Source organism: Silvibacterium bohemicum (assembly GCF_001006305.1).
Lineage (GTDB): Bacteria > Acidobacteriota > Terriglobia > Terriglobales > Acidobacteriaceae > Silvibacterium > Silvibacterium bohemicum.
The window spans coordinates 643,759-657,990 of the sequence record NZ_LBHJ01000004.1 but is presented as its reverse complement, the minus strand read 5'-3'; the positions used below and the strand labels follow the sequence as shown (position 1 = coordinate 657,990).

The 14,232-nt window shown below is 57.7% G+C and carries 14 protein-coding genes; 8 read left to right on the top strand and 6 right to left on the bottom strand.

Translation table 11 applies throughout. The features are described 5' to 3' along the window. Complete coding sequence (msrB, locus tag XX99_RS13475; RefSeq protein WP_050059890.1) at positions 1–612, top strand: peptide-methionine (R)-S-oxide reductase MsrB; 612 nt, start codon at positions 1–3, stop codon at positions 610–612. A gap of 4 nt (positions 613–616) precedes the next feature. Further along, positions 617–1,114 carry a GAF domain-containing protein gene (locus tag XX99_RS13470; RefSeq protein WP_050059889.1) on the top strand — a complete coding sequence of 166 codons (498 nt, stop codon included), beginning with the start codon at positions 617–619 and terminating at the stop codon, positions 1,112–1,114. Here the strand turns inward: XX99_RS13470 and XX99_RS26745 are convergent. The 4 genes from XX99_RS26745 to XX99_RS13450 form a co-directional block, all read right to left on the bottom strand. Then, the gene (locus tag XX99_RS26745; RefSeq protein WP_231581372.1) at positions 1,087–1,332 is read right to left on the bottom strand and encodes a CHY zinc finger protein; all 246 of its coding nucleotides are present in this window, start codon (positions 1,330–1,332) and stop codon (positions 1,087–1,089) included. The genes XX99_RS13470 and XX99_RS26745 overlap by 28 nt on opposite strands. 127 nt (positions 1,333–1,459) lie before the next feature. Beyond that, positions 1,460–1,906: a cyanase gene (cynS, locus tag XX99_RS13460; RefSeq protein WP_050059887.1), complete on the bottom strand. Its 447-nt coding sequence runs from the start codon at positions 1,904–1,906 to the stop codon at positions 1,460–1,462. Between the two features lie 68 nt (positions 1,907–1,974). Beyond that, a complete protein-coding gene (locus tag XX99_RS13455) occupies positions 1,975–3,135 on the bottom strand; it encodes an NAD-dependent formate dehydrogenase (protein ID WP_050059886.1) in 1,161 nt (386 codons plus the stop codon). Positions 3,136–3,265: 130 nt separating this feature from the next. Then, positions 3,266–4,168 (bottom strand): LysR family transcriptional regulator, encoded by a 903-nt coding sequence (locus XX99_RS13450; RefSeq protein ID WP_050059885.1) that lies wholly within the window; start codon positions 4,166–4,168, stop codon positions 3,266–3,268. Between the two features lie 107 nt (positions 4,169–4,275). Between XX99_RS13450 and XX99_RS13445 the strand changes: the two genes are divergently transcribed. From XX99_RS13445 to XX99_RS13430, 5 genes are all read left to right on the top strand, one after another. Continuing rightward, on the top strand, positions 4,276–5,340 hold the full coding sequence (locus XX99_RS13445; protein WP_050059884.1) for an aromatic ring-hydroxylating oxygenase subunit alpha: 1,065 nt from the start codon (positions 4,276–4,278) through the stop codon (positions 5,338–5,340). A gap of 121 nt (positions 5,341–5,461) precedes the next feature. Then, positions 5,462–5,701, top strand: a complete 240-nt coding sequence (locus XX99_RS27265; RefSeq protein WP_156185970.1) for a hypothetical protein — start codon at positions 5,462–5,464, stop codon at positions 5,699–5,701. A gap of 184 nt (positions 5,702–5,885) precedes the next feature. After that, entirely contained in the window at positions 5,886–6,215 is a 330-nt protein-coding gene (locus XX99_RS13440; RefSeq protein ID WP_050059883.1) for a PadR family transcriptional regulator, read from the top strand. A gap of 7 nt (positions 6,216–6,222) precedes the next feature. Continuing rightward, on the top strand, positions 6,223–8,874 hold the full coding sequence (locus tag XX99_RS13435; RefSeq protein ID WP_050059882.1) for an ABC transporter permease: 2,652 nt from the start codon (positions 6,223–6,225) through the stop codon (positions 8,872–8,874). A 163-nt stretch (positions 8,875–9,037) separates the two neighbouring features. Continuing rightward, a complete protein-coding gene (locus tag XX99_RS13430; RefSeq protein ID WP_050059881.1) occupies positions 9,038–9,385 on the top strand; it encodes an STAS domain-containing protein in 348 nt (115 codons plus the stop codon). Positions 9,386–9,473: 88 nt separating this feature from the next. Here the strand turns inward: XX99_RS13430 and katG are convergent, their stop codons facing one another. After that, positions 9,474–11,741, bottom strand: coding sequence for a catalase/peroxidase HPI (katG, locus tag XX99_RS13425; RefSeq protein ID WP_050059880.1), 2,268 nt, complete (start codon positions 11,739–11,741; stop codon positions 9,474–9,476). A gap of 366 nt (positions 11,742–12,107) precedes the next feature. Next, positions 12,108–13,130, bottom strand: a complete 1,023-nt coding sequence (locus tag XX99_RS13420; RefSeq protein WP_050060131.1) for a zinc-binding alcohol dehydrogenase family protein — start codon at positions 13,128–13,130, stop codon at positions 12,108–12,110. Positions 13,131–13,468: 338 nt separating this feature from the next. Between XX99_RS13420 and XX99_RS13415 the strand changes: the two genes are divergently transcribed. Continuing rightward, the gene (locus tag XX99_RS13415; RefSeq protein ID WP_050059879.1) at positions 13,469–14,185 is read left to right on the top strand and encodes an outer membrane lipoprotein-sorting protein; all 717 of its coding nucleotides are present in this window, start codon (positions 13,469–13,471) and stop codon (positions 14,183–14,185) included. The last annotated feature ends 47 nt before the right edge of the window (positions 14,186–14,232 follow it).

Below are 14,232 nucleotides of genomic sequence, written 5' to 3'. Positions count from 1 at the left end.
ATGATTCAGAAACAGGATGACAACAAGAATGGGACGAACCGGCGGCTGTTCCTGATCGCTGGAGGAGCAGCCGCAGTTGCGTTCGCTCTCAAGCTTCGGCATGGAACCGAGATAGTACAGGCGAGACCCGAGCTTCCAAAAGAAGTGAAGATCGTCGAGTTCTCCGCCTCCGGACAACGAAAAGATGCAGTCACGGTTCCTGTGATTATCAAGACGGATGCAGAGTGGGAACAGCAGCTCTCACCGGCTGCCTATCAGGTCACACGGCGTGCCGGCACGGAGAGACCATACTCTGGCGAATACTGGAACTTGCACGACAAGGGGCTGTATCACTGCATCTGCTGCGACACGCTGCTTTTCAATTCCGACACGAAGTTCGAATCGGGCACGGGATGGCCGAGCTTCTGGCAAGCCATCGCCAAAGAAAATGTCCGTGAAAACACGGATCTCTCTATAGGGATGGAACGTACCGAGGTTCGGTGCAGGCGATGCGATGCCCACCTTGGTCACGTCTTCGATGACGGCCCAAGACCAACCGGCCTCCGCTACTGCATGAATTCTGTCGCACTCAAATTCGTGAAATTGGCCGATGCCTTGAAGGGCGCACAATAGAAGCATGCCCGAAAATGCCTTCGTCCAGATTGTCTCTGAAGTGAGATCGTTCGCCTCCCACGCGAACGATCTCGAAGCGCTGCAGAAGTTCATCGTCGAGATCATTCCGGCCCGCTTGTCTTACTACAATTGGACAGGCTTTTACATGCTCGATCCCAATGATCCGGAGACGCTCGTTCTCGGACCATTTCGCGGAGCGCCCACCGAGCACGTTCGTATCCCTGTACACGAGGGCATCTGCGGAGCAGCTGTCGCGCAGAATGACACTGTTATCGTCGATGACGTCAACGCCGATCCGCGCTACCTTGCCTGCTCACTGGAGACCAAATCCGAGATCGTTGTTCCAGTGCGAGCCAACGGCGTTGTCGTTGGCGAGATCGACATCGACAGCCACGACCTGGCGGCCTTCTCTTCGGCCGATCGTGAATTCCTGGAAGAGTGTGCAGATATCGTAGGCGGCTTTATCGAGCGGTCTCAGCTGGCGTCTTCTGTTGCAAAGTAGAAGTGGTAATGATTCCTGCAGCCGGGGTTGAATCCGGCTGCGCATTGCGGACACTGCGACCCGCTATCCACGTATTCGCGAATCGTCAGTTCATGACCGCACGCCCCGCAAAGAACCGCGCGAACGTTCCACTCGGAGCGGAGCCATACCTGGATAGCGTGATCGGCGAGGACTTCGTGGCAATCCTTGCAGGCGTAGTAGACGCCGCAGCAGCGCATTCTGATCGCAAGGATGTCGAGCGCTGAATGATAGTGGACGCAACGTGTCTCTGCATCCAACTCCACTCCCCGAACTTCCGGTCTCGGTATGCTCACATCTCTATCAAAGCACACCGCGCAGAGTTGCTCAGTAACGCTTGTAGGGCAGGAACTTTCCGGACATGGTGATGCGTACCCGGTCGCCTTTGGGATTCTGTTCGCGGCTGATCTCCATATCGAAATCGATTGCGCTCATGATGCCGTCGCCGAACTCTTCCTCGATCAGAGCCTTCCATGTGGTGCCGTAGGTCTGTACGAGTTCATGGAAGCGATAGATCAACGGATCGGTTGGCGGAACGGCGGGCAGGGAACCCCTGTAGGGCGGCTCAGCAAGCAGCGCGACCTCTGACTCATCCAATTCCAGGAACTTTGCCAGCTTGCCGGCTTCTTCCTTCGTCAGTGTCATCTGCCCGAGCAGCGCGGCCGTATAGAGGATCGGCGATCCCGGTCCGACAGCTTCTGCAATCTGTTTCCATGAAAGACCCTTCTTTCGCTTCGCATCCAGTATCTTTGCGGTGAGTTCTTCGCGCGTCATCGATTTCTCCTAAATGAATTGACGGGCGAAGGTTGGCTTCGCCCGTCATGATTCGGTTGAGTGGTGCTTTACTTCTTCACGGTATAGGAATGCGCCCCGGCTCCAGCGAGCTTACCTCCGTCCACGATCAGGTACTCCTCGCGGATAGGACGATTCTCGAAGAAGCACTCCAGGATTTCCCGTGTGCCGGCAGCGTAGCGCGTCTGAGCCGAAAGCGATGTGCCGGAGATATGCGGGGTCATGCCATGGTGAGGCATCGTCCGCCACGGGTGATTCTGCGGAGCGGGCTGCGGATACCACACATCGCCGGCGTATCCGGCAAGTTGACCGCTCTCCAGTGCGCGAACGATTGCTTCACGATTGCAGATCAGGCCGCGAGCGGTGTTGACGAGATAAGCGCCGCGCTTCATCTTGCCAATCAGCTCCTCGTTGAAGAGGTCGAGCGTGCCAGGATGCAGCGGTGCGTTGATCGTTACCACGTCGCAGACCTTGACCATGTCCTCGACGCTCGTGTGGTGGGTGAGACCGAGTTCCTTCTCTACGGCCTCAGGCAGACGGTGTTGATCGAAGTAGTGCAGTTTTACATCGAAGGGCTTCAGGCGCTTCAACACTGCAAGTCCGATGCGGCCCGCGGCAACGGTTCCCACATGCATGCCTTCGAGATCATAGGAGCGCTCGACACAATCCGCGATGTTCCAGCCGCCTTTGAGCACCCACTCGTGGGACGGCAGATAATTGCGCACCAGCGAGAGGATCATCATGAGCACATGCTCCGACACGCTGATGCTGTTGGAGAATGTGACCTCGGCAACGGTGATGCCGTGCTTGATGGCGGCTTCCAGGTTCACGTGGTCGGAGCCGATGCCGGCCGTGATTGCCAGCTTCAGTTTCTTCGCCTTCGCGATGCGCTCCGGCGTCAAGTAGGCCGGCCAGAACGGCTGCGAGATGACGATATCCGTATCGGGCAGCTCGCGATCGAATACCGAGTCAGCGCCTTCCTTATCCGACGTGACAACGAAGGTGTGGCCGAGGCCCTCAAGATACTTGCGCAGGCCGAGTTCACCGGAAACGCTGCCGAGCAACTCGCCGGGCTTGAAGTCAATTGCCTTCGGTGTCGGAGCTGTCTGACCGCCTGGATAGTGATCGATTTTGGGAATGTCGTTGCGAGCGTAACTCTTGGGGTAGCCGGTAACAGGGTCGTCGTACAGCACACAAAGTATCTTTGCCATTGTTTCCTCCACTTACGGAAACAACGCTCTCAAAGTGAAAGAACGACGGTCAAACAAAGGACTTCAATGGGGCAATCGAAGATATCGATCATCATTGCGAATGCGTGAATCATGGATAGAGCTGCGCAAGTCATCGCTTCATTTCTTCGTTGAGATTTACTTGTTTGGCCAGGTCAAGAAACGCCCGCGCGACCGGAGGCAAGGGATCACGATCGGATGCCACGAGGCCAACTACGTGCGCGGCATCCGGTTCGACCAGTGCGAGCGCAACAAGTCCATCCACGTTACCAATCAGAGAGAGAAACGAGTTCGGCACCACGGTCGACCACTGGCCGAATTTCAAATGTGACCACAGCGTGATTAGAGAATTCGTTTCGATGGCCGCATTGACTGTGGCTCCCGCTCCGCGGAAATGCATGTCGATGATCCTGCGATTCTGCATGTCGGAGGTCAGGAGGCAGAGGGGATAGTTCGCTGCTTCTGCCCACGGAATCGTCTTCCGCTCTTCGACACCTGGACTTTTACGGGTCAGAAAAACATAATGCTCGGGATATAGCTGGAGCCTACGAACCCTGGCCAGTGGCTCGTTATCGAGATAAGTCACTCCGATGTCCAGTGTGAGTTCGTCGATGCCCCTCTGAATCTCAATCGAGGTCAGGCTGCGAATCACAATGTGAGTGTGAGGATGGAGTTTGGCGAACGGTGTTGTGAGTAGAGAAATCACCGGCAGGGTGACGGGAATCGCGCCAATCTTCAAATATCCGGTCAAGCCCCGTCGCATCTCTGAAAGACTCTGCTGCAGCCCTTCATAGTCGACGATGACGTGCTTGGCCCACTCAAGAACTTTTTCGCCCTCTGGAGTGAGCCCCAGGAAGCGCTGCCCGCGTTCGACCAGTAGAACGCCGAGGCTCTCCTCCATTTGCTTGATCCCCGCGGAGAGCGTCGATTGCGTTACGTGGCAGGAGGCCGCGGCTCGCGCGAAATGTCTTTCTCTCGCCAATGCTGTAAGGAATTCAAGGTGCCGGAGAATCATGCGTATCTCTTTCAATTGAAATCATATAATTCCGTGACCTGAAACTGGCTGAAGCGGCCGTCCATGCGTCGATTGCTGCAGCGAGAGGCTTGCACCCATAATGATCTATGGCAACGATTCCCACGATTCTTCCCACCGACGTTCGGTCATCCCGTGAGTCACTTCCGCGTGACTGTACTTTTTCCGTATCGGATTGGCATGCGCTCGCTCCGCACTGGTATCCGGTCGCGTTCTCGCATGAGGTCAGCGACAAACCTTACGCCGCTCGGCTGCTGGATGAACGCGTGGTCCTCTATCGCTTGAGTGATGGAAAGATCGTCGCCGCAAAGGACATCTGCTTTCACCGTGGCGCTCCATTAAGCCTGGGCAGCGTCGAGAAAGACGAGATTATATGCAAGTATCATGGCCTGCGGTATAACGCTTCCGGCCAGTGCACGTGCATCCCGGCGCATCCCAAGGGAGCCATTTCTCCGCGCCTCCATTTGCATATGTTTCGCGCGCAGGAAGCGTTCGGTCTGGTCTGGGTGCAGCTCATTGCGAACGACGAGGCAAGACTGCCGGAGATGAGCGAGTGGTCCGATCCCGATTACATCCAGGTGCTGCCCAACAGCGTTGCCATGAATGCCGCAGCAGGCAGACAGGTCGAAGGCTTCCTCGACGTGAGCCACTTTGCATTTGTGCACGTGGAGACCTTTGGCGAACTCGATAATCCGGAAGTCCCCGACTACGCCGTGACGAAAACGGCCAATGGATTTGTCGCCGACTACATCAGCTCCGTCAGCAATTACTCGAAGGATTTCAAGCATCTCAATCCGCCGGGCTTTCTCTGGCGGCGGCGTTTTGAGACCTATCTGCCATTCACGGCAAAACTGACCGTCTTCTTTCCCAACGGCCAGCTTCACATCCTCAATGCCGCTTCGCCCGTGTCGGCGCGAAAAACAAGGCTCTTTGTTCCGATATGCCGAAACTTCGATAAAGACGCCCCGCTTCAGGCAACGCTGGAATTCAATCATCAGGTCTTTGCTGAGGACCAGGCGATTGTCGAGCAACAATACCCGGAAGACCTGCCTCTCGATCTCCACGCGGAAGCCCATTTTCCCGCGGATCGAAGCTCTATCGCGTACCGCAAGGGCTTGGCTGCGCTGGGTCTGGGACGTTCGTTTACCGCATAGTCTCCGCGTGCTCATGGAACAAGGCTGTTCTGCAGCGTGGGCGAGTGTTCGCGCGCGCGAAAATCTGATAGAAAGTGTAAGCGCCCGTCAAAGCCGGGCAAACAGACGCGATAAGGAATTTATGGCATCTATTCAAGAGTTTCGATGTGAAGTCTGCGGAACAGTGGCCAGCAATCCCACCCACTGGTACGTGATTCAATGCGGCGATAGAGCACTCACCGTTCTCAAGTGGGACTCAGAAACCGCCAACGCTGAGGGCGCGCGCCACTATTGCGGAGAAGCCCACGCTCAGGTGTACATCAGCCGGTGGTTTGACTCGGTATGTTCGCCGGCGAAGCCGGACTTCACCAGGTCTTCGTAGGAAAGTAAAGAACAGATACGCTCGGGCGTGTGTCTCGCTCGAGCGTCACCATCTCGGGACGATGACGTTGTGGCAGTATGCCCCGGCGAGTAGCCGCCCTGATCTCAAGGATGAACGCAAACTTTCCCCTTGCACTTCTACAGGTAAGGTTGTAGCGTTCCTGTAGAAGTGGAAGGGTTTGAGAATGACCGATCGAATTGATCTTCCGCAGGGAACTTTAGACCTCCTGATATTGCGAACGCTATCGATGGGGCCACAGCATGGCTGGGCGATTTCCGAGCGTGTGCAGCAGGTTTCGAGCGATGTTTTGCAGATTCAACAGGGCTCGTTGTATCCAGCGTTGCACCGGTTGGAGCGGCGTGGTTGGATCAAGGCGCAATGGGGAATCTCTGATAACAATCGGCGTGCGAAGTATTACGAACTGACGCGCAGCGGGACCAGGCAGCTCGAGGTAGAGACGGATACTTGGCGCAAGCTTGCCGCTGCGGTTGCCCAGGTGCTCGAGAGCGTGTGAGGCTGCGATGCTCAACGATTTGCTTTATCGGCTGCGTGCCCTTTTCCGTCGCGATGCAATGGAAGCGGAACTTGAAGATGAACTGCAGTTTCATTTCGAGCGGGAGATCGAGAAGCATCGGAGGGCGGGCATGACGGAGCAGGAGGCGAGGCGGCGTGCGCGCCTGTCGATAGGCGGCCATGACCAAGTGAAGGAAGATTGCCGCGATGCGCGCGGCACCATTTTCATCGAGCAGTCAATACAGGATGCGCGTTATGCGCTGCGGCAGCTGTGGGCGAATCCCACGTTTGCCCTGGTGATGATCTTGACGCTGGCGTTGAGCATCGGGGCTAATAGCGCGATCTTTAGCGTAGTCGAGAGTGTGCTGATCCGTTCGCTTCCTTTCGAGCAGCCGGATCGCATTGTGCGCCTGTTCATGTCGGAGCCGATGTATCCGCGGTTTCCCCTGAATCCTTTTGACTTTCGCGATTTTCGCTCGCGCAGCCGATCCTTTGCCGGGCTGGCTGGCTTCACGCGCGACGACCTGCAGCTTTCAGGAGGCTCGGGACAGCCCGAACAGTTGCATGGATTCGATATCACGGCTGGATATTTCCAGGTACTAGGTCTCCATCCAGAGCTGGGGCATGAGTTCACTGAGCGCAACGAAGTTCCGAACAGTGGACGGCAGGTGATTATCAGCGACCGGCTTTGGAGGACGCGATTTGGAGCCGATCCAGCAATTCTCGGACGCAAGCTGACTCTGAATGCCATGCCCTTCACGGTGATCGGAGTCATGCCATCCGGCACCGAGCACCCGGGCAACGAACGCCAGCCGGTTGCGTATGGAGAGAGCGTGGATGCATGGACTCCCTTCTGGTTTCAGGGTGACCCGTCGAATCGCGGTTCGCACTTTCTCGAAGGTATCGGCCGATTAAAAGACGGCGTGACTGCCGCTCAGGCAAAGGCGGAGCTGAGCGCGATCATGGCGCAGATGGCGCGTGACCATGGCGACTCCAACTGGCAGGTGCTGGCGGTTCCTCTGGAGCAGGAGATTGTGGGGGCGAGCCGGCAAATGTTGCTCGTGCTGCTCGGTGCTGTTGGCATGGTGTTGCTGATTGCCTGCGCGAATGCAGCCAATCTGCTTTTGGCGCGCGCTGCCAGCCGTCAACGGGAGCTCGCTGTGCGGCTGGCGCTCGGTGCGCCGCGTTCGCGGCTTATCCGGCAACTGTTGACGGAGAGTCTGATGATCGCTCTTACCGGAGGCGTGCTGGGTCTGGTGCTGGCAGCGGGAGGCGTACGGGCGATGGTCTCTTTGTTGCCGAATGATTTTCCGCGCGTACACGATATTCATCTCAGCGTACCGGTGTTTGCTTTCACGATGCTGATCAGCCTGAGCACGGGGATTCTGTTCGGGCTGGTTCCGGCGATTCAGGCATCGCAAACCGATCCGAAGAACGGGTTGCATGAAGGCGGCCGTTCGGCGACAGCAAGCGGCCGACAGAGCCGGCTGCGCAATGCACTGGTCATTTCGGAGGTGACGCTGGCCTGCGTGCTGCTGATCGGGGCCGGATTGATGCTGCGCAGTCTACTGAACCTGCTGCATCTCGACCCCGGCTTCCGGCAAGACCATGTGTTAACCGCGAGCCTTTCATTGCCGCACGCCGAGTATCGGGACAAAACGTCGGTGGAGCGATTCTTCAGCCAGTTGACGTCGGATCTCCAATCGATGCCGGAAGTGGAGGCGGTGGGCGCAGGAAGCGATCTGCCCTGGACGGGCTGGGATGAGAACACCAGTTTCAATATCGAGGGGAAACAGCCTCCTCCGAAAGAGTTTTTTCACGGACGCTATCACGCAGCAACGCCGGACTACTTTCGCGCTTTGGGAACACCGCTGGTGAGCGGCAGGTTCTTTACGGACGCCGATAAGGATGGCGCTCCTGCTGTTGTCCTTGTGAACCAGGCGATGGCTGAGAAGTATTGGCCGCACGAAAATGTAGTGGGCAAGCGCATCACCTTCGAGGACAAGCCTGCAGAAAAGGATTGGCTGATGATCGTCGGCGTGGTCGCGGACGTCAAGGACAAACCGAACAGCGCTGAGGCGGCTCCCGGGTTCTGGTGGCCGCATTTGCAGGCTCAATTTCACAATATGTCGTTGGTAGTGCGTTCCTCGGGCAATCCGCAAACAACCATGGATGCAATGCGCAATGAGATTCATCGGCTGAATCCAGGATTGGCAGTATCTCATCCGGAGATGATGAACGAGATCGTACAGCAGTCTGTGGCGACGCCGCGGGTCGCATTTATTCTGGTCGGGCTTTTTGCAGCGCTCGCGATTTTATTAGCGGCCATCGGCACGTATGGCGTGATCGCGTACGCGGTGAGCCAGCGGACTTCGGAGTTCGGCCTTCGCCTGGCGCTCGGGGCACGCCGTTTCGATTTGCTAAGGCTGGTCCTGGCTCAAGGGGCGCGGCTGGCGATATTCGGAACAGTGCTTGGAGTATTGATGTCCCTGGGCCTGGGGCGGGTGATGCGTAGTTTGATTTATGGAGTCAGCCCAGCCGATCCGCTGATCTTCGTATCCGTTGCCTTCATGGTATTGGCAATTGCGTTTCTGGCATCGTATATGCCCGCTCGACGTGCGGCGCAAGCGGACCCGATGACCGCACTCCGCAGCGAATGAGCCCGGTAGCAGCGCGAATCCCGGAATATCAATGTCCTTTGCGTGCCGTCATCAATCTGCGTACGCCTCTGCACAAATTAGTTCCAGCATTCAGGTTTCGTATGCGAGAATTCCCACGTCGACTGACAGGCCCACGTTCGTCATCGCCGCCGGAGCAGTGCATATGCCTGAAGAAGTGCAAAAAGTTTTGACCTTTGAAATCGAACGTGACGGGAATACCGCTGTTGTGAAGTGTCAGGGCCGATTGGTAGCGGGTACGACCGAAGAGTTTCAGCGCAAGGTGAAGCTCCTGCTGCCCGAGACAAAAGTAGTGGTCGTCGACTTGGCGGAACTTGCTTACGTGGACAGCACGGGGCTTGGCACGTTGGTGCGGCTGTATGCGTCCGCCCGGCAGCAGGGGTGCGAGTTCAAGTTGCTTCATCTCGGCAAGCAGCTTCGCAATGTGCTGAAGATGACGAATCTTCTCTCGGTCTTCGGCGAGACGGAAGATCACGGAATCAACATCGCCTGATTATTCACGAGCAAGAAAAACGCTCAACCTCGGCCTGACCTGAATCAGACCGAAGTTGAGCGGTGTAAGACTGCCCTACCTTTTGCGACTACGCCAGGTCGTAACGATCGAGGTTCATCACCTTGGTCCAGGCTGCCACGAAGTCATGGACGAACTTCTTCTGCGCGTCCGAACTTCCGTAGACTTCGGCAACTGCCCGAAGTTGCGCATTGGAACCGAAGATGAGATCGACACGCGTGCCGGTCCACTTGAGTTCCCCTGTTTTACGATCGCGCCCTTCGAAGACGTCCTGGGCGTTTGAGACGGCTTTCCACTCCGTGCCCATATCGAGCAGGTTGACGAAGAAGTCGTTGGTTAGCGTCTCCGGTTTCTTGGTGAAGACGCCATGGGATGCCCCTCCAGCATTGGCATTCAACGCGCGTAAGCCGCCGACGAGCACTGCCAATTCAGGCGCAGTCAGAGTTAGCAACTGTGCCTTATCGATCAGCAGCGTCTCGGACGGTACGGTGTATTTGCCTTTGAGGTAGTTGCGGAAGCCATCTGCGATCGGCTCGAGCACCGCGAAGGATTCCACATCGGTCTGCTCCTGCGAGGCATCCGTGCGACCTGGTGCGAAGGGAACGGTCACATCGTGACCCGCGTTCTTCGCTGCCTGCTCGACAGCCGCAGAACCAGCCAGGACAATCAGGTCGGCGAGCGAAACCTTCTTGCCGCCGGACTGCTTGCCGTTGAATTCGCTCTGGATACCTTCGAGCGCCTTCAGTACTTTTTCGAGTTGTTCTGGCTGGTTGACTGCCCAGTCTTTCTGCGGAGCCAGACGAATGCGTGCGCCATTGGCGCCTCCGCGCTTGTCGGAGCCGCGGAAGGTGGAAGCCGATGCCCAGGCGGTGGAGACCAGTTGAGGAATGGACAAACCCGCAGCGAGAATCTTGCCCTTGAGAGCAGCGATGTCCTGCTCGTCAATGAGCTTGTGGTCGACCGCAGGGATGGGGTCCTGCCAGAGGAGCTCTTCGGCAGGGACTTCCGGTCCGAGGTAACGCACGCGCGGACCCATGTCGCGGTGCGTCAGCTTGAACCACGCACGGGCGAAGGCATCGGCGAACTGGTCGGGGTTCTCGTAGAAGCGCCGCGAGATTTTCTCGTATGCCGGATCGACGCGCAGCGCAATGTCCGTGGTTAACATGGAAGGCGCATGACGCTTGGATTGGTCGTGCGCATCCGGTACGGTTCCGGCGCCTGCGTCTCCCTTTGGTCTCCACTGATGCGCACCGGCCGGGCTCTTGGTGAGTTCCCATTCGTAGCCGAGCAGGTTCCAGAAGAAGTTGCTGCTCCACTTCGTCGGCGTGCTGGTCCAGATAACCTCCAGACCGCTGGTGATGGTGTCCGCTCCCTTGCCGGTGCCGTAGCTGTTCTTCCAGCCGAGGCCCTGCTCTTCGATGCCGGCGGCTTCGGGCTCAGGCCCCACGTTGGACGAAGGTCCGGCGCCGTGCGTCTTGCCGAAGGTGTGTCCGCCCGCAATCAGCGCAACGGTCTCTTCGTCGTTCATGGCCATACGTCCGAAGGTTTCGCGGATGTCATGGGCCGCGGCAACGGGATCCGGATGGCCATCGGGGCCTTCCGGGTTCACGTAGATCAGACCCATCTGCACAGCGGCAAGCGGATTCTCGAGGTTGCGCTCATTGGAGCCGCCGCCGGTGCGATCGTGCTCAGTGCCGTGCAATTCTGCGTCGGCTACGAGCACGCCCTCGCCTGCGGGCTTTCCTTTACCGTAGCGATGATCGCCGCCCAGCCACGTCTTCTCGGTGCCCCAGTAGACATCCTCATCCGGCTCCCAGACGTCTTCGCGCCCACCGCCGAAACCGAAGGTCTTAAAGCCCATCGATTCAAGAGCGACATTGCCCGTGAGGACAATCAGGTCGGCCCATGAAATTTTGTTGCCGTACTTCTGCTTGACCGGCCAGATCAGCCGGCGCGCCTTGTCCAGACTGACGTTGTCGGGCCAGCTGTTGAGAGGAGCGAAGCGCTGTTGTCCGGATCCGGCGCCGCCGCGACCGTCGCCGGTGCGGTAGGTTCCGGCGCTATGCCACGCCATGCGAATGAAGAATGGCCCGTAGTGGCCGAAGTCCGCAGGCCACCAGTCCTGCGAGGTCGTCATCACCGCCAGGAGATCCTGCTTCGCGGCTGCCAGGTCGAGGCTCTTGAACGCTTCGGCGTAGTTGAAGTCTTCGTCCAAAGGATCGGACAGGGACGAGTGCTGGTGCAGAATCTTCAGCTTCAACTGGCTCGGCCACCAGTCACGGTTCGATGTGCCTTCACCTGCGGCGTGATGGAAAGGGCACTTCGCTTCGCTTGACATGCTATTTCTCCTTCTTGCGGTTTGAGTCCAACTAGAGGGCCTGGTATTCAGCCCCAGGCATCGATCAGTGCGTGTTTGTTTTCATGGCATCGAATGAAGAGCGGTTTCCCGAGTGGATTGCCGGGGCTGCTTGTGCGTCGTCCTGCATCCTCCGAGATCTCTTGCTCCCGTCTGCCTTCATTCCGCTCGCGAGACAAAACATGTGCGGAACAAAGCTCATTCGTTGCGACCGCACTGCTGTTTGTCTCGCCCAATGAATGTAGCACCGCAGAGAGAGATAGCTCCAATACATTGTTCCCATGTCGACGATAGGAATCACCTATGGGAGTTTTCTTCGTCCCTTTGTGCCGACGCCGCAGTGAAACCCTAGAATCCGCTGAGCGTTATTTTCCCGATGGCTTTTCCGCTCTCGGCAAGCGTGTGGGCCTTCTTAAGATTTTCGACATTGATGGGGCTGAACGTCTGTGTCTGAGTCGAGCGCAGTTCACCGCGGTCGACCAGGTCCGCGACGCGACTCAGCAGGCGTCCCTGCTCGCCCATGTCCGCCGTTTGCCACATGGAGCGTGCAAACATGAACTCCCAATGGAGAGACGCCGCCTTACGCTTGAGAGGAACTACATCCAGCGTCTGCGGGTCGTCGATCAGGCCGAGCTTTCCTTCGGGAGCCAGAACTTCAACCAGTTGCGCAAAGTTCCGCGCGGTTCCCGTCAGGCTGGCGATGTATTTCACCGGAGGCGCGCTCAGTTTCTTTACCTGCTCGGCCAGCGGTTCGGTGTGGTCGATGACCTGGTGGGCTCCCATGTGTGTGACCCACTGCACGGTTTCCGGCCGCGATGCGGTTGCAATGATGGTCAGTCCCGTGAGCCGGCGCGCCAGTTGCACGAGAATGGAGCCTACGCCGCCCGCAGCTCCGCTCACCAACAAAGACTCGCCACTCTCGCCCTCGCGAATGCCAAGGCGATCGAACAGCAGCTCCCATGCGGTAATACTCGTCAACGGCAGCGCGGCGGCTTCGGCAAATCCGATCGACTTCGGCTTGCGTCCCACCAGCCGCTCATCGACAGCCTGGTACTCCGCGTTCGAACCGGGACGATCCAACTCTCCCGCGTAGTAGACTTCGTCTCCCACGTTGAATCCGCTGACACCTGCGCCTTTGCTTACAACCACACCAGCCGCATCCCAGCCCAGCACCCGCGGTTTCCCCGTGTTGTCCGAGGTTGAGCCTTGATGCCGCGCGCCTCGTATCTTCGTATCTACTGGATTTACCGAAACCGCCCGCACATTGACCAGCAAGTCTCGTGCCCCGATCTCTGGCTGGGGCAGATCCAATTCCACAAGTGAGTCCTCCGCCTCGATCGGCAGCGGACGCGTGAACGCAATCGCTTTCATCTTCTCTCCAGTCTCGAACGCCATCCGGCGCGTTTCGAATCAATTTATGACTCAATCCATCCTGCTTCAGACTTGGAGCAACCGTTCCGTCCGTTCGATGCTTTTCATTCTGTCCTTGCATCGGAAGCTAGGGTGGATGGCCGCTATACAGGCTTTGGCTGTATACATAACTTATGACCCTCCTCCGCCGCGTCGCCATGCTCTCCCACAGCAAGTTTGGCCGGTACCCTGAGGCGAAACGGACGAATAGCGCCTTTAGGACGATTCAAGCTTCCGTAGCTTTGCTCGCACTCTTGTTGCTGGTGCATTCCCCGAGAATGTCGGCAGCAGAGGCCCCAGTGGCGAATCCCGACCTGGACACGGTGTTGACCAGCTCGCGCCAGCGCATTGAAAAACTGGACTATCGCGTGAGCGGGCGGCTGACACAGGTGGGGGGCGACGGCAAGCGCACGAACTATAAGTTTGTCGGCAAGGCGCACTGGTTTCCCGATGGTTTGCGCGTGCTGTCCGAGATCTCCGGTCCTGGCTCAGACAAGACGATCCTTCTCTTGCAGATGAGCGTGAACGGACGCGTGACCATCGAGGCGTTGCTTCCGGGTCAGCAGACCGCCAGCGCATTGCCATTTGAACATTGGAGCGACTCGCTTGTCGGAACGAATTTTTCCTACGAAGACATGCTCGAGAGCCAGTTCTTCTGGAAGAAACAGGAACTCCTGGCGCCGGCGAAATACGGCGCGCGGGATTGCTTTGTCCTCAAGAGCACGCCCGGCCCGCAGGACCGGGTTCATTACGATTCGGTGACGTCGTGGATCGACCGTAAGATTTTGTTCCCGGTGCATGTGACGAAGACGCTTCACGGAACTGGACAGCAGAAGGACTTCGTTTACTATGGCCTGCGGCAGGTTGACGGCGCATGGTCTGCGACGCAGGTGGAAGCCAAGCTGCAAGGCAAGCCCGGTTCTTCGCTGATGGTCATCGAAGGTGGGTCGGGGAAGGCAAAACTTGCCCTGAAGGACTTCGATATCAGCCAGTCCGGTCCTCAAGGAAAGAAGTGAAATAAGCCGAATGGCCTGGCTTCATCGGCCGTTGCGACGTCTTGAGC